The organism is Streptomyces sp. NPDC043996 (assembly GCF_056435225.1).
This window is the reverse complement of the sequence record NZ_JBWKEY010000021.1, coordinates 88,948-107,852: the sequence shown is the minus strand read 5'-3', so window position 1 is coordinate 107,852 and position 18,905 is coordinate 88,948. Positions and strand designations below refer to the sequence as shown.

At 70.0% G+C, this 18,905-nt stretch carries 18 protein-coding genes and 1 pseudogene; 9 read left to right on the top strand and 10 right to left on the bottom strand.

The genetic code is table 11. The features are described from left to right. Positions 1–87: 87 nt before the first annotated feature. The 4 genes from AC07A4_RS39005 to AC07A4_RS38990 all read left to right on the top strand — a co-directional run bounded on the left by AC07A4_RS39005 (position 88) and on the right by AC07A4_RS38990 (position 4,339). Positions 88–1,386 (top strand): MFS transporter, encoded by a 1,299-nt coding sequence (locus tag AC07A4_RS39005; RefSeq protein WP_478608674.1) that lies wholly within the window; start codon positions 88–90, stop codon positions 1,384–1,386. A gap of 10 nt (positions 1,387–1,396) precedes the next feature. Further along, positions 1,397–1,903 carry a MarR family winged helix-turn-helix transcriptional regulator gene (locus AC07A4_RS39000; protein ID WP_478608672.1) on the top strand — a complete coding sequence of 169 codons (507 nt, stop codon included), beginning with the start codon at positions 1,397–1,399 and terminating at the stop codon, positions 1,901–1,903. Between the two features lie 330 nt (positions 1,904–2,233). Continuing rightward, on the top strand, positions 2,234–2,566 hold the full coding sequence (locus AC07A4_RS38995; RefSeq protein ID WP_478608670.1) for a DUF3817 domain-containing protein: 333 nt from the start codon (positions 2,234–2,236) through the stop codon (positions 2,564–2,566). A 72-nt stretch (positions 2,567–2,638) separates the two neighbouring features. Next, positions 2,639–4,339, top strand: a complete 1,701-nt coding sequence (locus AC07A4_RS38990; protein ID WP_478608668.1) for an acyl-CoA mutase large subunit family protein — start codon at positions 2,639–2,641, stop codon at positions 4,337–4,339. Between the two features lie 300 nt (positions 4,340–4,639). Here AC07A4_RS38990 and AC07A4_RS38985 read toward each other — a convergent pair whose 3' ends face one another. From AC07A4_RS38985 to AC07A4_RS38975, 3 genes are all read right to left on the bottom strand, one after another. Next, positions 4,640–4,861 carry a hypothetical protein gene (locus AC07A4_RS38985; protein ID WP_478608666.1) on the bottom strand — a complete coding sequence of 74 codons (222 nt, stop codon included), beginning with the start codon at positions 4,859–4,861 and terminating at the stop codon, positions 4,640–4,642. A 544-nt stretch (positions 4,862–5,405) separates the two neighbouring features. Next, positions 5,406–5,948, bottom strand: coding sequence for an NUDIX hydrolase (locus AC07A4_RS38980; RefSeq protein ID WP_478608663.1), 543 nt, complete (start codon positions 5,946–5,948; stop codon positions 5,406–5,408). A gap of 4 nt (positions 5,949–5,952) precedes the next feature. After that, positions 5,953–7,074, bottom strand: coding sequence for an adenosylhomocysteinase (locus AC07A4_RS38975; protein WP_478608661.1), 1,122 nt, complete (start codon positions 7,072–7,074; stop codon positions 5,953–5,955). Between the two features lie 235 nt (positions 7,075–7,309). Between AC07A4_RS38975 and AC07A4_RS38970 the strand changes: the two genes are divergently transcribed. After that, positions 7,310–8,536 (top strand): helix-turn-helix domain-containing protein, encoded by a 1,227-nt coding sequence (locus AC07A4_RS38970; RefSeq protein WP_478608658.1) that lies wholly within the window; start codon positions 7,310–7,312, stop codon positions 8,534–8,536. A 77-nt stretch (positions 8,537–8,613) separates the two neighbouring features. On the opposite strand, the gene AC07A4_RS38965 is transcribed toward AC07A4_RS38970, so the two are convergent. Further along, on the bottom strand, positions 8,614–9,039 hold the full coding sequence (locus AC07A4_RS38965; RefSeq protein WP_478608656.1) for a hypothetical protein: 426 nt from the start codon (positions 9,037–9,039) through the stop codon (positions 8,614–8,616). Between the two features lie 36 nt (positions 9,040–9,075). Further along, positions 9,076–9,549 (bottom strand): major capsid protein, encoded by a 474-nt coding sequence (locus AC07A4_RS38960; RefSeq protein ID WP_478608653.1) that lies wholly within the window; start codon positions 9,547–9,549, stop codon positions 9,076–9,078. 785 nt (positions 9,550–10,334) lie between these two features. Here AC07A4_RS38960 and AC07A4_RS38955 point away from each other — a divergent pair. Next, on the top strand, positions 10,335–10,625 hold the full coding sequence (locus AC07A4_RS38955) for a co-chaperone GroES (protein WP_478608651.1): 291 nt from the start codon (positions 10,335–10,337) through the stop codon (positions 10,623–10,625). A 65-nt stretch (positions 10,626–10,690) separates the two neighbouring features. Here the strand turns inward: AC07A4_RS38955 and AC07A4_RS38950 are convergent, their stop codons facing one another. The 4 genes and pseudogenes from AC07A4_RS38950 to AC07A4_RS38935 form a co-directional block, all read right to left on the bottom strand. Next, complete coding sequence (locus AC07A4_RS38950) at positions 10,691–11,128, bottom strand: HNH endonuclease (protein WP_478608648.1); 438 nt, start codon at positions 11,126–11,128, stop codon at positions 10,691–10,693. Between the two features lie 353 nt (positions 11,129–11,481). Further along, positions 11,482–11,925: pseudogene (locus tag AC07A4_RS38945) on the bottom strand (recombinase family protein); the annotation flags it as partial. Positions 11,926–12,051: 126 nt separating this feature from the next. Continuing rightward, positions 12,052–13,446 (bottom strand): sensor histidine kinase, encoded by a 1,395-nt coding sequence (locus AC07A4_RS38940; RefSeq protein WP_478608645.1) that lies wholly within the window; start codon positions 13,444–13,446, stop codon positions 12,052–12,054. After that, positions 13,443–14,168: a response regulator transcription factor gene (locus AC07A4_RS38935; protein ID WP_478608642.1), complete on the bottom strand. Its 726-nt coding sequence runs from the start codon at positions 14,166–14,168 to the stop codon at positions 13,443–13,445. Before AC07A4_RS38935 ends, AC07A4_RS38940 begins: the two co-directional genes overlap by 4 nt. A gap of 129 nt (positions 14,169–14,297) precedes the next feature. On the opposite strand from AC07A4_RS38935, the gene AC07A4_RS38930 reads away from it, so the two are divergent. Both AC07A4_RS38930 and AC07A4_RS38925 read left to right on the top strand, forming a co-directional pair. Next, positions 14,298–15,503: a UDP-N-acetylglucosamine--N-acetylmuramyl-(pentapeptide) pyrophosphoryl-undecaprenol N-acetylglucosamine transferase gene (locus AC07A4_RS38930; RefSeq protein WP_478608639.1), complete on the top strand. Its 1,206-nt coding sequence runs from the start codon at positions 14,298–14,300 to the stop codon at positions 15,501–15,503. Further along, positions 15,500–16,495, top strand: a complete 996-nt coding sequence (locus AC07A4_RS38925; protein WP_478608637.1) for a GDP-mannose 4,6-dehydratase — start codon at positions 15,500–15,502, stop codon at positions 16,493–16,495. Before AC07A4_RS38930 ends, AC07A4_RS38925 begins: the two co-directional genes overlap by 4 nt. Positions 16,496–16,508: 13 nt before the next feature. Here the strand turns inward: AC07A4_RS38925 and AC07A4_RS38920 are convergent, their stop codons facing one another. Next, positions 16,509–17,138 carry a TetR/AcrR family transcriptional regulator gene (locus AC07A4_RS38920; protein ID WP_478608635.1) on the bottom strand — a complete coding sequence of 210 codons (630 nt, stop codon included), beginning with the start codon at positions 17,136–17,138 and terminating at the stop codon, positions 16,509–16,511. A gap of 336 nt (positions 17,139–17,474) precedes the next feature. On the opposite strand from AC07A4_RS38920, the gene AC07A4_RS38915 reads away from it, so the two are divergent. Beyond that, a complete protein-coding gene (locus AC07A4_RS38915) occupies positions 17,475–18,446 on the top strand; it encodes a tetratricopeptide repeat protein (RefSeq protein WP_478608632.1) in 972 nt (323 codons plus the stop codon). Positions 18,447–18,905: the final 459 nt, after the last annotated feature.

The following is an 18,905-nucleotide window of genomic DNA, read 5'->3' as shown; positions in this document are numbered from 1 at the left end:
TCACGGGACGGCCGGGGCGCGGGCCGGGTGGATTCGGCTGGAGCCGAAACTCTAGGAGGCCCGATCCGGCTCCGCCAGGGTGGGCGCATGCCTGGAGAACCACCACCGCCCGCCGGTCAGGGCGGCTATCGGCACGTCTTCGCCGTCCCCGAGTTCAGGGCCGTCTTCGCCGCCCACGCCCTGTCGCTGCTCGGCGTCGTCGTCAGCGAGATCGCGCTCACCGTCCTCGTGTACGAGCTGACCGGGTCGCCGTTCCTGAGCGCGCTCGCCTTCGCGCTCGGCATGCTCCCCTACCTCGTCGGCGGCACGCTCTTCGCCGGGATCGCCGACCGCTACCCGCCGCGCCGCGTCCTCGTCACCTGCGACCTGCTGTGCGCCGCCTGCGCCGTGCTCATGGCGCTGCCCGCGACACCGGTCGCCGCGCTGCTCGCCCTGCGCTGCGCGATCGCCGCCGTCGCGCCCGTCTTCAACGGCACCCGGATGGCGACCCTCGCCGACGTCCTCGGCGACGGCGACCTGTTCGTCCTCGGGCGCTCGCTGCTGCGGATGGTGTCGCAGAGCGCCGTGCTCGTCGGCTTCGGGCTCGGCGGGGTGCTGCTCACCCTCGTCCCGCCGCGCGGGGCGCTCGTGATCACCGTCGGTACGTTCGCGGCGTCGGCGCTGCTGCTGCGCTGCGGCACCCGGCGGCGGCCCGCACGCGGCGGCACGGGCCCCGCCCTCCTGCGCTACTCCCTCGCCGGAGCCCGCCAGGTCCTCGGCGACCGGCGCGTCCGCTCCCTGGTCCTGCTGCTCTGGGCGCCGCCCATGTTCGCCGTCGTGCCGGAGGCCCTCGCCGCGCCCTACGCCGACCAGATCGGGGCGGGCTCCGCCGGGGTGGGGCTCCTCATGTGCGCCATGCCGGTGGGCACCATCGCCGGTGAGCTGTACGCGGGGTCCGCGCTCTCGGCCGCCACCCGCTCCCGGATCGTGTTGCCGCTGGCCGCCACCACGCTGCTGCCGCTCGCCGCCTACGCCCTCACGCCCGGCCTCGCCTGGGCGGTGCCCGCGCTGGTGCTCGCCGGGGCCGGATCGGCGTACACCCTCGGACTCGACCGCTGGTTCGTCGACTCCGTGCCCCCGGAGCTGCGCGGCCGGGCCATGACCCTGCACACGGCCGGTCTGATGACCCTCCAGGGTGTCGGCATGGCGCTCGGGGGCCTCGCGGCGGAGCTCCTCGCCGTGAGCACCGTCGTCGCCGGGGCCGGGGTGCTCGGCGCCGTCGTCTGCGCGCTGCTGTGCCTGCCGGTCCGCTCCACGGGGCGGCCAGCGCGCCGTGCGCGCCCCGCCCGGGCCCCCGAGCGGCCGAAATCCGAGACGGGGGCTGACCGGTATGGGGCCGACGGCTAAGGTCGACGCTGTGCCGAAGCCGCTCAGTCTCCCCTTCGATCCCATCGCCCGCGCCGACGAACTCTGGAAGCAGCGCTGGGGGTCCGTGCCCGCCATGGGCGCCATCACCTCGATCATGCGCGCCCAGCAGATCCTCCTCGCGGAGGTCGACGCGGTCGTCAAGCCGTATGGCCTGACGTTCGCGCGGTACGAGGCGCTGGTGCTGCTCTCCTTCTCCAAGGCGGGCGAGCTGCCGATGTCCAAGATCGGCGAGCGGCTGATGGTGCACCCCACGTCCGTCACCAACACCGTGGACCGGCTCGTCCGCTCCGGGCTCGTCGACAAGCGCCCCAACCCCCGGGACGGGCGCGGCACCCTCGCCTCCATCACGGAGAAGGGGCGCGAGGTCGTGGACGAGGCCACGCGGGAGCTGATGGCGATGGACTTCGGGCTCGGCGTCTACGACGCGGAGGGGTGCGGGGACATCTTTGACCTGCTCCGCCCCCTGCGCGTAGCCGCAGGCGACTTCACGGACTAGCCCACCGGCCCCTGACCGCGCAGCCACGCTGGTCCTCAATCGCCGGACGCGCTCTCTTCCCCACCCACCCGCCCCTTCCTCGCGCGTGCGCGCTTGTCCTCAATCGCCGGACGGGCTGAATACCTGCCGGTTGCGGCGAGATTTCAGCCCGTCCGGCGTTTGAGGACGAGGCGCGGAGCGCCGATGGGGTTTGGGAGCCCGTCCGGCGCTTGAGGACGAGTGCGGAGCGCGATGAAGGGGCGGGTGGGCGGGAGGAAAGAGCCTGCCCGGCGATCCGGCGGCGAAGGGGCGGTCGAAGATCGTGCAAAAGGGGCGGCTACGCTCGGGGGCATGAAACGCAGCGTGCTGACCCGGTACCGGGTAATGGCCTACGTCACCGCCGTCATGTTGTTGATCTTGTGCGCCTGCATGGTGGTCAAGTACGGCTTCGACAAGGCCGAAGGCCTGACGCTCGCCGTCTCGCAGATCCACGGCGTCCTCTTCATCATCTACCTGGTCTTCGCCTTCGACCTCGGCTCCAAGGCGAAGTGGCCGTTCGGCAAGCTGCTCTGGGTCCTGGTGTCCGGCACCATCCCGACGGCCGCGTTCTTCGTCGAGCGCAAGGTCGTCCGCGAGGTCGAGCCGCTGCTCACGGACGCGTCGCCGGACCTGGCCAAGGCGTAGCCGCACCGCCACGGAGCGTTCCGTGGCGGTCAGCCATCGACATTTACTAGGACGTCCAAGTAAATTGGTGGCATGGACGCTGACGCCATCGAGGAGGGCCGCCGCCGCTGGCAGGCCCGGTACGACGCCGCCAAGAAGCGCGACGCCGATTTCACGACGCTCTCCGGTGACCCGGTCGAGCCTGCCTACGGGCCCAGGCCCGGGGACACCTACGAGGGCTTCGAGCGCATCGGATGGCCCGGCGAGTATCCGTTCACGCGAGGGCTGTATCCCACGGGATACCGAGGGCGTACGTGGACCATCCGCCAGTTCGCTGGCTTCGGCAACGCCGAGCAGACCAACGAGCGCTACAAGATGATCCTCGCCGCCGGTGGCGGCGGCCTCTCCGTCGCCTTCGACATGCCGACGCTCATGGGCCGTGACTCCGACGACCCGCGCGCCCTCGGCGAGGTCGGCCACTGCGGTGTCGCCATCGACTCCGCCGCCGACATGGAGGTCCTGTTCAAGGACATCCCCCTCGGCGACGTGACCACGTCCATGACGATCAGCGGTCCCGCCGTCCCGGCCTTCTGCATGTACCTGGTCGCCGCCGAGCGGCAGGGCGTCGACCCCGGCGTCCTGAACGGCACGCTCCAGACCGACATCTTCAAGGAGTACATCGCGCAGAAGGAGTGGCTCTTCGAACCCGAGCCCCACCTGCGCCTCATCGGCGACCTCATGGAGCACTGCGCCCGCGAGATCCCCGCCTACAAGCCGCTGTCCGTCTCCGGCTACCACATCCGCGAGGCCGGGGCGACGGCCGCGCAGGAGCTGGCGTACACCCTCGCGGACGGCTTCGGATACGTGGAGCTCGGCCTCAGCCGGGGCCTCGACGTCGACGTCTTCGCCCCCGGCCTCTCCTTCTTCTTCGACGCCCACGTCGACTTCTTCGAGGAGATCGCCAAGTTCCGCGCCGCCCGCCGGATCTGGGCCCGCTGGATGAAGGAGGTGTACGGCGCCAAGACCGACAAGGCCCAGTGGCTGCGCTTCCACACGCAGACCGCCGGGGTCTCGCTGACGGCCCAGCAGCCGTACAACAACGTGGTGCGCACGGCGGTGGAGGCCCTCGCCGCCGTCCTCGGCGGCACCAACTCCCTGCACACCAACGCCCTCGACGAGACCCTCGCCCTGCCCAGCGAGCAGGCCGCCGAGATCGCCCTGCGCACCCAGCAGGTCCTCATGGAGGAGACCGGCGTCGCCAACGTCGCCGACCCCCTCGGCGGTTCCTGGTACGTGGAGCAGCTCACCGACCGCATCGAGGCCGACGCCGAGAAGATCTTCGAGCAGATCAAGGAGCGGGGCCGTCGCGCCCACCCCGACGGGCAGCACCCCATCGGCCCCATCACCTCCGGCATCCTGCGCGGCATCGAGGACGGCTGGTTCACCGGCGAGATCGCCGAGTCCGCCTTCCAGTACCAGCGGTCCCTGGAGAAGGGCGACAAGCGCGTCGTCGGCGTCAACGTCGCCCACGGCTCCGTCACCGGAGACCTGGAGATCCTGCGCGTCAGCCACGAGGTCGAGCGCGAGCAGGTACGGGTGCTCGCCGACCGCAAGGGGCGCCGGGACGACGCCCGCGTGCGGGCCTCCCTCGACGCGATGCTCGCCGCCGCGCGCGACGGGTCCAACATGATCGCGCCCATGCTGGACGCGGTGCGGGCCGAGGCGACGCTGGGGGAGATCTGCGGTGCGCTCCGCGAGGAGTGGGGCGTGTACACGGAGCCGCCCGGCTTCTGACCTCGCGTAGTGCCCCAGGCCCGCCCCTTCCCGAACCGGGGGCTGCCGCCCCCGTCTCCCCGCTCAACAGCAATTGGCGCTTCGCGCCTCGTCCTCAAACGCCGGACGGGCTGAAACCATCCGGCTCGGGCCGCGAAGATTCAGCCCCTCCGGCGTTTGAGGAGCGGGGTCTGGGGCGGAGCCCCAGTTCGGGAAGCCCCGATGCTCGTTAGTAGGAGTTCTGAGGGTAGTGCCATGTCAGAGCGTGCAAAAGCCCCGCTCGGGATGTGGCCGAGCGGGGCGTGGTCTTCGGTGAGCTGATCAGTGCTGTGAGGTCCAGCGCAGTGCGGGCAGTTCGTCCCACTGCGCGAGCGGCCTGTAGCGGTGGATGCAGCCGGGGCACACGTAGTGCGTGAACCAGCCTCCACCGCTTTGCTGCTGCACCTCACCCACGGGCACGGGGGCCGTCGTCTGGTGGCCGCAGATGCCGAGCACGGACTGTGTGGGGGGTGTGTGCTTGCTGGTGGCTCCGTCGGGGGTCATGCGGTTACCCGCCGGACGGGAGTGATGTTCGTGGTGGGGTGGTCGTAGTCCAATCCGAGTTCTGCGAATGCTGCCGCGCGCCACCGTTCGCGTTGCAGGTAGGGCAGATCGGGGCGCTGTTCGAAGATTTCCCGGACTGTCTTGGCGCTCGGCGTCCGCCAGGGCTTGAACCACGCGGGGACGGGGCCAAGCTCCGGTTCGGGCTGCCGCAGAGGGGCAGTAGGCGGCGGCAACGGCGGGGTGGGCTGCCTTTCGGATCCTCGCCGACCGCCAAGGAATCTGGCGGTGTGGCGTCCCTTCTTGGCGCGGCGGGCGCGGGGCAGCAAGGCGAGCACCCAGATGAGTGCTCTGGCGATAGCATCACGCACGGTCGTTTCAGCTCCTTGGAAGCTGTCTCGGCAAGCCCCGGTGGACCGGTCCTACGCGGTCTGTCGGGGCGCTTTGGCTGCCTGGTCCCGTCTCGGCGGGCACGACGGGCGCCAGGACGGCGAAGCCCCGTCCATCCGCAGTGGAGAATTGCCGGGACGGACGGGGCGACGAGAGGTCAGCGCAGGGCGGCGAGGACGCGGCTGCGTAGCGTCTCGTCAGCGATCATGTCGATTCCCCGCCATGCGTACCCGCTGACCTCTTCCTCTTGGAGTGTTACGGAGTGTTCGCCCGTCACCTGGAAGACGTAGCGGAAGTCTGCGTGCCAGTGAGCGGGCTCGTCCTTGCTGTCGTTGGCGGGGATGGGGTGGACGTCCACGTGGATCGGGGTCGGCTGGACGGGAGCGACGCTCAGCGTGATCCCGGTTTCTTCGACCAGCTCGCGCAGGGCGGCGTGCATCAGGTTCGTGTCCTCGGGCTCTAGGTGCCCGCCAGGGGTCAGCCACTTGTTCAGGGCGACGTGGTGGATGAACAGTGCTTGGCGCTGGTCGTTGACGAGTACGGCGCCCGCGGTGGCGTGGCCCCGGAACTCCTTCCGGCTGGTCACGTCGGCTCCCTGGTCCAACAGCTCCGACAGGGGCGCGAGCGTGTGCTTGTCTTCCGGATGCGCGTCGGCGTACTCGGCGAGGGTGGTGCGGATGTGGCCTGTCGTGATGGGCATTCGATCACCTGTTGTAGTAATGGAGCCAGGTAGCTGCGATGGCTGCCCGGTCGGTAGCGGGGACTTCGTGGAGGGTGGCGTCAAGGCCGCCGCGAGCGAGCATGGCCGCGCCCGCGATGATTTCGGCTTGGACGAGGAAGATGAACGGTCCAACGCTCGCGCCGTGCAGGAAGTTGACGGCGTTGCCGCCGTTCAGCAGGTAGAAGTAGTGGCCCGTGGTGGTGTACCGGGTCACGTTCTCTCCGGCGCTGTCCCTGACGTAGCCCGCAGGCAAGCCGTCCAGCTCCAGCTCGTCTTCCGAGCTGGTCACAGTGGCCACGTAAGCGCCGTTCTTCAGGCGGGGGAAGTCCTCGCCGCGCAAGCTGAGTCCGCCGGTGGCGCACAGCACCAGTCCAGCGGTCTCAAGAGCCTGGTCACGGTCTCGGGCCACTTCGAACCCGTGTGACATGGCCTGTGTCTGCCGTACCGGGTTGATGTCGTAGACGATGACCCGCACACCCTTGACGTGCAGCAGCCGGGCGATGCTGGAACCGAGCTTGCCGAACCCGAGGACCAGCGCGGGGCGTCCGTGAAGGATGTCGCCACGCCCTCGGAGGAGGGCTTCGGCGGAGAAGACGACCGACTGCCCTACCAGGAAGTCTTCCGGGTCTTTGAGAGGCGAACGCGCGACGGACACCACAGGGCACGGCAGCTTGTCCCGGTCGGCGTACCGCTTGTGGCCGTTCTCGGTGTCCTCGACCACGCCGAGGATGTGTCCGGTGAAGCGGGCGCACAGCGCGTCCAGCGAAGGTGCGAAGTACCCGCCTACGTCGAGCAGCACGACCGGTTCCCCGGCCGCCCTCGTCTCCAGGTAGGTCACGGCGGTGTCCGGGTCGGCGAACGTCTCTCGCGTCAGTTCGTCACACGCCACGGCCTGTTCCACCTCGCGCCGGGCCGCCGCGTTGATGGACTTCGGTTTGGGCAGCACAGCCCGCAGGCTGGTCGCCTTACCGACCGCCCTGATGAACGCGGGGCGCTCAGGCAAGAGGTGTGTGATCAGCAGTGTGGACGGCCGCTCGGGCGGCGTGAACTCATCAGCGATCCTGCTGAAGTAGCTTTCCAGTCGCGCACGGTCCGTGGCTTCCATGGGGCCTCTCTCTCGGGTCCAGGCGAGAGCTGTTCGACTGCCCATCCAGGGAGATCCAGACGGCTTCAAAGAGCGCTTCGCCGATACCCCGTCTTGGGCGATTCACCAGTACAGGGCCGGGCATCATGAGGTGCCAGCGCGGGAGTGCCGCATCTCTGCCGCATCTCTGCCGCATACTGGACTCAACGGACCCTCTGACCTGGTACAACGGCAAGCCGGAGAGCGGGGAGGCGACATGGCCAGGCGAGAGAACTTCGTGAAGCGCCGCAAGGCGATGGGTTTCAGCCAGGAGTCGCTAGCTGAAGCCATCGGTGTGGAGCGAACAACCGTCAGCCGCTGGGAGACCGGTGAAACCGCTCCGCAATCCTTCCATCGACCGGACCTTTGCCGAGAGTTGAAGGTCTCCGCATCTCAACTGGATTCATTGATCCACTGTGTAGATGGCGTCCCTCAGACAGCACCCGCGACAACTGCCCAGTCGGCGTCGCCTCTCCCTGCACATGATGACGAAATGGAAGCTCTGGAACTTGTGCGGCGAGTGGCAGCCAGTGACGTCGGGGGTGAAACACTCTCACGCCTTGAGCTGGTTTTTGATGAACTAGCGAGGCTGTATCCGTCTTCTGCTCCGCAGGACCTCTTGGCGCGGGTGCGTAAGTATTCGGCGTACGTCAGTCACTTGCTGGACGCGAGGAAGACCCTGGCCGAGCATCGGCAGTTGCTGGTCCTCGGTGGTTGGTTCTCACTGTTGGGAGCAACACTCCATATCGACCTGAACCAGGAGCATGCCGCGACGGCACGGTTGCACACAGCCATGACGCTGGCCAAGCACGCCGGGCATGCTGAAATCCAAGCCTGGTGTTTCGAGACGGACGCGTGGCGGGTTCTTACTTCCGGTGATTATGTCAAGGCTGTAGAGCTGAGCAAGGCGGCTCAAGCTCTTGCACCGAAGGGGAGTTCCGTTGAAATCCAGGCGACGGCTCAAGAGGGGCGCGCGTACGCCAGGCTCGGACAAGCCAATGAGACGTACGGCGCCATAGGTCGAGTCAACACACTCGTCTCCCTCATGCAATTCCCCGATCACCCTGAACATCATTACCAGTACGACCCCGGCAAGTCCGTGTCCTACACCGCGACCACTCTGGCTTGGGCAGGTGACCCGGCAGCTGAAGATTACGCCCGCGAGGTGATCAACCGGCTCGCCCCATCGAATGACATCTCGAAATGGCCGCGCCGCGTAGCCTCGGCGAACATCGATCTCGCACTGTCGCTCGTCGTTTCCGATCGAGTGGACGAAGCCTGCGATGCAGCGCAGCGAGCCATTCTCTCGGGGCGAGTCGTTCCCTCCAACCGCTGGCGTGCCCTGGAAGTCGTACAGGCCGTTGAGTCTCGTAAGATTTCGGATGCTAGTGACCTGCGAGAGGCGTATGAGGGAATGCGGCAACCCGCAATAGAGGCACGCTAGTTAGCCTCCAAGTCACGCCAAGATCCCCCGTACTCGCCACCCTGATAAGGGTGACAAGTACGGGGGATTTGAGTGGGTTAGCCGTTGAGGGCGCCCGTCAGCCGCGCGGCTGCCTTGCCGCCGAACAGGGCGAGTCCGCAGTAGAAGTCGATGCGGGTGCGGCAGACGGGCTTGTCGTGGGACTCGCCGAGGTCGGCGACCTGGATGCCGCCGTTGGTCAGACCGGCGACAGCGGCATCGGCTTCGGAGGACCTGAAGCGCACGGCGTAGATGTCGCCGGTCTGCTTGCCGCCCGCGCCAGTGGCCAGCGGCAGAACGTCAGTGCCGTCGAGCTTCTGCCCTGCGTCCAGGAGCGGGATGCCGTTCCACGCGACCGTACGCTTCCCTGCGATTTCGGTGGGAAGGAGTTCCCCGCCGCCAAGCCGACGGAACCCGGACACGATCTTCGCGCGGATCTCGGGGTTCATGTAGAGCGCGCCGTTGGCGCCGTTGATGCCGCGCACCTGCGTGGTCAGCGCGTCCAGGGCATCAAAGAAATCCTAGCCGTTGGCGACCGGACCAAGCTCCTTCGCGTCCAGCACCTGTGCGCCGAGCAGCCTCTTACGCAATCCGTCGAACCCCTTGGGGTTCACCTCGGCGTCGCCGTTGAAGGACTGGTCCGCGAAGTGGATGGAAGCGGCCTTGACCTTCATCGTGGCCTGAATTGCTCGTTGATCATTGATGTTTCCCCGGGTCTGCACGATGAACTTGTCCACGTCCGCGTCACCGCCGAGGATGGCCAGCGTCTCGATGCGCTGGTTTACGGCACCGGTGCTCTCCGGGTACGTCTCGTTCACTGTACGGAAGGAAACTCCGGGCAGCTTTGATTCCTCGTTGTAGCGGTAGGCGTTTCCTTCCACGTTGATGAGCGGAAGCCGGTCCAGGATCGGGGACTCCTGAACGAACGTCTCGATCACTCCGCGTCGCAGATCGTCCTGCGAGAGCTTCGCGGACTCAGCCAGGGTCAAAGTCATGAGAATTCTCCTCAATGGTTAGCCAGATTCGGCACATCAAGTGAGCGCCAGCCGAAGGGGCGGCATGCACAGCTCACAGGAACGCTCAAATGAGCCATGCGAGTTTTTTGGCTCCCTGCCGATCAATCTCGGCGGGGTGAGGGAGTCCCCCTGGTCGCCGAGTCAGAGCCGGCGAGGCTTCACGCGCTCGGCAGCCCAACCGCCCGGTTGCCGCTTCGCGGTCTCACGGTTGTGGCACGACGTGCACAGCGGACGCAGACGAGAGAACGCGTCCGGATCGGCGACGCCCCGAGCGACCAGCGAGCGGCCCGACTCGGGGAAGTGGTCGGCCACGGTCGCGATGCGCGAGCACAGCACGCACCACGGATGCGCGTACAAGTAGCGGCGCCGGATGCGCTGCCAGCGGGTGTCATAGCCACGCTCGGCTGTCGTGCCGCGCTGTTGCTGTGCCTCACGCTCGTGCGTCGGGCAGCGTCCCCCGTTCGTCAGCTCGGGGCACCCGGGGATCGTGCAGGGGGTACGGGGCTTACGGGGCAAGGGAGGTCACCTCCAAACGGGGGATGGGCGCGATGGGATGGGCAGACCCGAAATGCCTCTACCGCAGCCTTCGCCCCTGGGACTAGCCAGGGGGCGCATAGCACCCGCCCTCAAGGAGCATCTGAGTTGCCCCGATGCGCTTATCGAGCCTACCCATGGCTGATAGCAGCCTTGCCCGCTAAACGATCATGCTCAAGACTGCACGTGCTGCAAAACGCAGTAACTCAACACAGGCGCCGGAGGCATAGATGCAACGCAAACTCACGAACGATCAAATTCTTGTCAACTTCATCGATCCCGACAAAGACATGCCGCAAGACTTCCAGTGGCCTTACGGTGCACGGGAAACCCATGTGTTGGGGGAGGTCGTCGCCGTTAGCCCCGGAAAGGTTCTGAACTCTGGTGAACTTCAAGCTCTGGACGTCAAGGTAGGCGACAAGGTCATCTTTGAGAAGCGCAGTGGTACCGAAATCAAGGTGGACGGTGAATCGCAATGGGTACTGCGTGAGATCGAGATAACGGGGGTCATCGAAGACTGACCAACATTGCAGCTCGGGCCGTTCTCACCCCGAGGTACGAACGGGCCCAGCAAAACCGCTGCTTCTCAGGAAGCAACGGTCTTGCTGTAACGGGACCGAACCGGAACCGCCAGGGCGGCGTCCACACCCATACCGCGCCCCTTCCGCTCTCCCGGCACAGCTCCGCAGAGTTGGCTGAACTCCGTACTCGTCTTCAGCCCGTGGCAGCCACGACACAGGACCTGAACGTTGCCCGCCGTGTCCGTCCCGCCCATCGCGAGGGGCCGCCCATGGTCCACGTCCACCGCATCCGCGGGGAAGTCGCCCAAGCACCAGTCACACCAGGCGTGACCGCGCTCCTGTACCCGTACGCGGAGCCGCGCCGCCGCATCATGGCGTCTCGCTCGGCGCCTACCGCGTGCACGTCGGGCACGCACCGAGGGACGCGCCTGGTGCTGCGCATCGTGAACGTCGCAGCGTCCGCGACGAGTTGCTGTGTCGTGGCACTCAATGCATGGGGTCATGGGTCACCGCCTGGTCGTCGTTGTCATGGAGTGCCCGCCCCCGGACTCGAACCGGGGAACTCTGCGGACTGCTTCTGGGTCTCCCCGAGGGGGCCGGTACCGCGCACCTATGCCGTTGGGTCAGCGAGCGTGGGCGCCCTCGCCGGCTCGGGCCGGTCCGGACGTTGTGGGGGCCGTACTGGCTTCCAACCCCGTTCGGCGCACTCGCGGACGAGTGGGTTACTGATGGGCGGTACGGCCCCCGCACGCTGCCTCACGACCCCCGCGGCCACCCCGAGTAACGCGGGGTGCGTGGTGCATGAACAGCGCTACGCGTGAGAGTGGGCACTCGGTCCGCCGAGGTCCCCCATGGGCATCATGAGCTGCCCCATGGGGTCCATGGGGTTGCGGAAGTCGAACACGAGCCGACCCCCGCCGATGCCCTCGGCAAAGACGATCATCTTGCGGTGGCTGCGGGCCCACTTGGCAAGCTCGTGCATGTCGTCCATGTCCCGGATGGCGCGGTCGAAGCGCCAGAACACCAGGGCGTCAAAGTCCTCGGGGCGCTTGAGCCATCCGCCGAGCTGCGGACGGTCGAAGGGGCCGACCAGGGACGCGGACACGTCCAGGTCGACCGCTTCACGCAGGGCGGCACCCTCGCCGAACTCAATACCGAGGGCCGCCGCCGCAATGTCGTCTGCCTCGCGCTGCCGCTCCGGGCTCGTCGTCTCATCCGTACGGACGGACAGCCGGATACAGCGGACGCCCCGCAGGGTCTCAGTGTTGGTCTGCCTTGTACTTCCGTTCCAGTCCTCCATGCCTCCCGGGAGGAGCGGAGGTTGCTGTACGTCCCTGACCTGCGCGGATGCCGCCATGACCCGACCACTCCAGAAGTGTCACTCTGGAGCACCGGGAAGGGGCGGGCCTGGGGCGTCCCACGCGGGCTACGGCCACGTCAGGCGGAAGCGGGCGCCGCCCCCCGGGGCCCGTTCCGCGAGGAGTTCCGCGCCGTGGGCGTGGGCGATCTGGCGGGCCATGGCCAGGCCGAGGCCGGAGCCGGGCAGGGCGCGGGCCTTCTCGGCGCGGTAGAAGCGGTCGAAGACGTGGGGGAGGTCCTCCTCCGCGATGCCGGGCCCGTGGTCGCGTACCGTCAGTTCGCGGCGGGAGAGGGAGACGTCCACGGGAGCCCCCGACGGGCTGAACTTCGCCGCGTTGTCCAGCAGGTTGGTGACGAGCCGGGCGAGCCGCGCGGGCACCCCCGCCACGGTGACGTCGGCGGCGTCGGGCGCGACGGCGAGCGTGAAGACGGTCCCCGGCCAGTGCCCGCGCGCGGCCTCCACCACGTGCGCCACCAGCGGCGCGAGCGCCACGTCCTCGACGAGCGGCCGCGGCTCCTCGTCGCGGGCCAGCTCGATCAGGTCGTTGACGAGGCCCGTGACCTCGCGGAGCTGACGGCCGAGCGCGGCTGAGGCCCGGTCCCGCTGTTCCGGCGTCAAGCGGTCGGCGCGGCCGAGGAGTTCCGCGTTCGTACGCAACGACGTCAGCGGCGTCCGCAGCTCGTGCGAGGCGTCGGCGACGAGGCGGCGGCGGGCCGCGACCGATTCCTCCAGCTCGCCGAGCATGGTGTTGAAGGCCGTGGCGAGCCGCGTCACCTCGTCCTCGCTGCGTCCGCCGGGCGGGCCGGGCGGCAGCTCGATGCGGTGCCGGGCGTCGCGGGTCGCCGCGATGCGCTCGGCGGTCGCGGTGAGCCGGGCCACGGGGGCGAGACCCGTGCGGGAGACCCAGTAGCCGCCGAGCGCCGACAGGAGCACGCCCGCGCCGCCCACCACCGACAGGATCGCGGCCGTCTGCCGGACCCCGCGCTCGGCGATGTCCGCGCGCAGCGCGACCTGCACGGCCGCGCCCTTGCCGTAGGTGGTGGTGAACATGCGCCCAGGCTTGCCGCCGGGGAGGGTGAAGTTCGAGTAGTAGGGGGCGAGTTCGCCCGCCGCGACCTGGCGCGTGGAGCGGTTCACGGGTAGCAGGTACGGCTTCTTCGGGTCCTCGGCCGCGGCGGCGGGGACGACCTGCGCGCAGGCCGGAGCGCCCAGGAAGCGGCACTCGCCCGCGAGCACGCCGTAGCCCCGGTCCTCGGAGCGGTGCTGCTGTGCGGCCAGGGTCGCGGACTGGGCGAGGTTCTGGTCCAGCTGCTGGTAGAGCTTGTAACGGAGTACGAAGAACGATGCCGTGCAGACGCAGATCGCTACCAGCGCCACCGCGGCGGACGCCGCCACCGCGAGGCGGGTGCGCAGCGGGCGGCGGCGCCGCCAGGGGGCGCCGAGACGGCGGCGGGCGGTCACGGCGTACCGAGCCGGTAGCCGACGCCGTGCACCGTGTGCACCAGGCGGGCCTCGCCGCCGGACTCCAGCTTGCGCCGCAGATAGCCGACGTACACCGCGAGCGAGTTGGAGTCCGGGCCGAAGTCGCGTCCCCACACCGCCTCGTGGATCAGCTCGCGCGGAAGCACCTGGCCCGCGTTGCGCAGCAGCAGTTCCAGCAGCGTGGCCTCGGTGCGGCTGAACTCGATGCGGCGCCCGGCGCGCACCCCGGTGCGGGTGCGCGCGTCGAAGCGGAGGTCGCCGTACGCCAGGTCGTCCCCGTCGGGCCCCGCATCCGCCGGGTCCGGGGCGGCGCGGCGCAGCAGCGCGCGGACGCGGGCGGCGAGCTCGTCCAGGGCGAACGGCTTGACGAGGTAGTCGTCGGCCCCCGCGTCGAGCCCGTCGACGCGGTCGCTCACCGAGTCCAGGGCGGTCAGGACGAGCACGGGGGTGCGGTCGCCCGCCGCCCGCAGCTGACGGCAGACGGCGAGGCCGTCCATGACGGGCATCATCACGTCGAGCACCAGGAGGTCCGGCTCCCAGCGGACGACCGCGGTCAGCGCCCGCTGCCCGTCCCCGGCGCCGCGCACCCGGTACCCCTCGATCGTCAGCGCGTCCTCCACGGCGGCCCGCACCTCGGGGTCGTCGTCGACGACGAGCACCTTCGGGGCGGGGCCCCGGAAGCGGGGCGGCGCGGGGGTCACGGCGCCGCCACCGGGCGGGTACGGGTGGTGCGCAGGGGGCGCTGGGGGCTCAGGCACAGGCTCATGCACCCAAAATGCCAAACGCGGCTCTTAAAACCCTCTTAGGGCGGGCCCCGACGCTGAGCCGGTATGAAACCACCAGCGCTCTCCTCCGCCCCCAGCGCCACCCGCCGCCCGCTGTCCGTCGTGATCGGCGCGGGCGGCACCGGCGGCCACATCTACCCCGGGCTCGCCCTCGCCGACGCCCTGCGCCGGGCCGTACCGGACGCGGTGATCTCCTTCGTGGGCACCGAGCGGGGCCTGGAGACCCGGCTCATCCCCGAGGCCGGGTACCGCCTGCACACCGTCGACATGATCCCCTTCGACCCGGCGCTCGGCGCGAAGCGCTATCTGCTGCCCGCCGCCCTCCTGAAGTCTGGCGCCCAGTGCCGGGCGATCCTGCGCGACCAGGGCGCGCACATCGCCGTCGGCATGGGCGGCTACCCCAGCGCGCCCGCTATCGTCGGCGCCCGCATGGCAGGCCTGCCGAGCCTCATCCACGAGTCCAACGCCGTCCCCGGCCGCGCCAACCGCTTCGCCGCGCGCCTCACCCCGCATATCGCCGTCGCCTTCGACCGCAGCCGCGCGCACCTGCCCGGCGGCCACCGCGCCCACACCACCGGCATGCCCATCGCCGCCGCCCTGGCCCGCCTGGACCGGACCGCCCTGCGCACGCGGGCCCGCCACGCGCTCGGCGTGCCCGACGGGGCGCGGCTCCTCCTCTTCAACGGCGGCAGCCTCGGCGCGACCCGCCTCACCGAGGCCGCCCTCGGGCTCGCCGCCCGCTGGCGGCACCGCAGTGACGTCCACCTCCTGATCAAGACGGGGCCCGCCGCGCTCGACGAGACCCGGGCGCGCCTCGCGCACGAGGGCGGGGACGCGGTCGCCCGCGTCGTGCCCTACCTGGACCGGATGGACCTCGCGTACGCGGCCGCCGACCTGGTGGTGTGCCGCGCGGGCTCCGCGACCGTCGCCGAGCTGGCCACCACCGGCGTGCCCGCCGTCCTCGTGCCCTACCCGCACGCCCCCGGCGACCACCAGACCCACAACGCGCGCGTCCTGTCCGACGCCGGGGCGGGCCTGCTGCTCCCCGACGCCGAGACCACCGCCGAGCGGCTCGACGCCCTCGCCGGACCGCTCCTCGCGGACCCCGCCCGGCTCGCGGCCATGAGCGCGGCCGCCGAGCCAGGACCCCACGCCCACGCGGCCGACCTCCTTGCGGCCCGCGTCCTCGACCTCGCCCAGGGCCACCAGGCCCCCTCCACCCCCGCCAACCACTGGGAGAACGCCGCATGACCACCTTCGACTGGCACGACCGCACCGTCCTCGTCACCGGCGCCGAGGGCTTCATCGGCTCCACCCTCGTCGACCTGCTCCTGGCACGCGGCGCGCGCGTGCGTGCCTTCGTCCACTACAAGCCGTACGCGGAGAAGGGCAACCTGGCGCATCTGCTCGGCGACCCGCGCGTGGAGTTCGTCGCCGGTGACGTGCGCGACCCGGGGCGCGTGAGCGACGCCGTCGCCGGCTGCGACACCGTCTTCCACCTGGCGGCGCTCATCGGCATCCCGTACTCGTACGACTCTCCCGGCGCGTACGTGCAGACCAACGTCGTCGGTACGGAGAACATCGCGGAGGCCTGCCGACGGCACGCGGTGCGGCGGCTCGTGCACACCTCCACGAGCGAGGTCTACGGCACCGCGCGCACCGTTCCCATCAGCGAGAGCCACCCGCTGCAGCCGCAGTCCCCGTACTCCGCGTCGAAGATCGGCGCCGATATGACCGTGCTCTCGCACTGGCACGCCTTCGAGCTGCCCGTCGCCGTCGTCCGCCCCTTCAACACCTACGGCCCCCGGCAGTCCGCCCGCGCCGTGATCCCCACCATCCTCGCCCAGCTCCACTCGGGTTCCCGCGAGATCAAGCTCGGCTCGCTCACGCCCACGCGGGACTTCACCTACGTCACCGACACCGCGCGCGGCTTCCTCGCCGTGGCGGAGAGCGAGCGGACCCTCGGGCACGTGGTGAACCTCGGTGTGGGCCGGGAGATCTCCGTGGGGGACCTGGCGCGGGCGCTCATCGCCGCGAGCGGGCGGCAGGCCGAGGTCGTGGTCGACCCGGCGCGGCTGCGGCCCTCCGGGAGCGAGGTGGAGCGGCTCGTCTCCGACAACGCGCGGGCGCGGGAGTGGGCCGGGTGGGAGCCGGAGGTCTCCCTCGCCGAGGGGCTGCGGCGCACGTCCGCGTGGGTCGCGGAGAACCTGGCCCTCTTCGCCCCCGGCCGCTACCAGGTCTGAACCCCGGGGGCGTTCAGCGCTCGCCCACGGCGGCGAGGCCGCCCAGGAGCAGCGCGGTGAAGCGGCGGGCCCACTCCGCGTCCACGGGCTCGGCGCTGACGAGCGCCCGGTGCACCACGGACCCGGCGATCACGTCGAAGATGAGGTCGGCGGTGCGGGCGGCGGCCTTGGCGTCGGGCTCGACGGGGAGTTCGCCGCGTGCCTGCGCGCGCTCGCGGCCCTCCAGGACGAGCCGCTTCTGCCGGTCGACGATGGACGCGCGGACCCGTTCCCGCAGCGGGGCGTCCGTCGTCGACTCGGCCACCACGGCCATCAGCGCCGTCTTCGTCTCGGGCCGCGCGAGGAGCGCCGCGAACCGCAGGACCACCTCTTCGATGTCGGTGGCGAGGCTGCCGCTGTCGGGGAGTTCGAGCTCGTCGAAGAGCTCGGCCACGGCGTCCACGACGAGTTCGCTCTTGCCCGGCCAGCGCCGGTAGAGCGTGGTCTTGGCGACCCCCGCCCGCGTCGCCACGTCGCCCAGGGTCAGCTTCGTCCAGCCGAGGTCGACCAGGGCCGCGCGGGTCGCTTCGAGGATGGCGGTGTCCGCCTCGGCGCTGCGCGGGCGGCCACCGGCGCGCGCGGGCGGTGTGCTGCGGCTCTGCATGCCCGCGACCATACCGGTGGGTACGGCTCCGGTGGCCAGGCGCGAGTGAGCTAGATCACCTGGAGCGCGCTGCCGCCCCGGGCCCCCTCCCGTTACGCTACGACCCGTAGCGAAAGCGGCGTTCGAAGGCCGCCCGGCCGTCCGTGACGGCACGGCGTCGCGCACGAACGAAGCGTTCCACCGCCCCAGAGGCGGCAACCACCACGCGGGGTGGGGACCCCGCGGACACAGCGGTCCTCCTCGGGACCATCGAGCCGGGACGTCCGGCGGCCCCGCAATCCGGCGGGAGGCCACGGACGGGCGCGGTTCGCGCGCGGCTTGGGGGAGGATGTACTCATGCAGCCACGGAACATGTCCATGAGCGGAGTCGTCGACCTCGCCGCGGTGAAGGCGGCCCAGGAGGCCAAGGCGAAGGCGGAGCAGGCGCGCGCCGAAGCGGCCAGGCAGGGCGGCGGGGGCGCGGTGCCCCCGGCCAGTCTCGTGATCGACGTCGACGAGGCGGGCTTCGAGCGGGATGTCCTGCAGCGCTCCACCGAGGTGCCCGTCGTCATCGACTTCTGGGCCGAGTGGTGCGAGCCGTGCAAGCAGCTCAGCCCCCTCCTGGAGCGGCTGACGCGGGAATACAACGGCCGCTTCCTCCTCGCGAAGATCGATGTCGACGCGAACCAGATGCTGATGCAGCAGTTCGGGGTGCAGGGCATCCCGGCGGTGTTCGCGGTGGTGGCCGGGCAGGCCCTGCCCCTCTTCCAGGGCGCGGCCCCCGAGGCCCAGATCCGCCAGACCCTGGACCAGTTGGTCCAGGTCGCGGAGGAGCGCTTCGGGCTCACCGGCCTCACCGTCGACGCGGACGCCCCGGAGGGTGAGCCGCAGCCCGCCGCCGCCCCGGCCGGACCGCACGACGCGGCGCTCGCCGCCGCCGTCCAGGCCCTGGACGCGGGCGACTTGGGCGGCGCCGTCCAGGCGTACAAGAACGTGCTCGCCGACGACCCGGCCAACACCGAGGCCAAGCTCGGCCTCGCCCAGGCCGAACTGCTCACCCGGGTCCAGGACATGGACCCGCAGCGGGTGCGCCAGGACGCCGCCGGGAATCCGGCCGACGTCGCGGCGCAGATCGCGGCGGCCGACCTGGACCTGGTCGGCGGGCACGTCGAGGACGCCTTCGGGCGCCTGGTCGACGCGGTGCGGCGCACGGCGGGCGAGGACCGGGACGCGGCCCGGGTGCGGCTGCTCGAACTCTTCGAGGTGGTCGGCGCGGACGACCCGCGGGTGACGGCGGCGCGCACGGCGCTCGCCCGGGTGCTCTTCTGAGCGTCCTTCCAGACATGCGATGTCCGGAGCCTTACGTTCCGCCGGATTTGCCCCGGCGTGGGCGACGTACTGTCCGCTGAGCGGTCATCCGTTGCCGGGGATTCTGATGCACAAGTGAACGAGTCTTTCTCGGTAGTGCCACAGTGGCCGCGCTTTACCAAATATTGGTAAGCGCGGCCACTGTTACTTGGAGTAAGGGCAAGGCGGCGATCTGCCCGATTCTGTTCGTCAATCGACCCATCCTGCCCGGCTGTTGACAACACCGTCCGTCGCTGGTCGTTTCCGGGGGGTAGGGGTCCGGTTATGCGTTCGTTACCAGTGAGTAACGAACCCCCTTGTGCGGGCGCCGAGAATGCACCACGATCGGCCACGCTCGGTCCATCGCCCGCCGTCCGACAGCCATTCGGGAGACGGGTTTTCTGGGTCCCCACCGAGTAGGCCGGCGACGCCGTCGCCGGT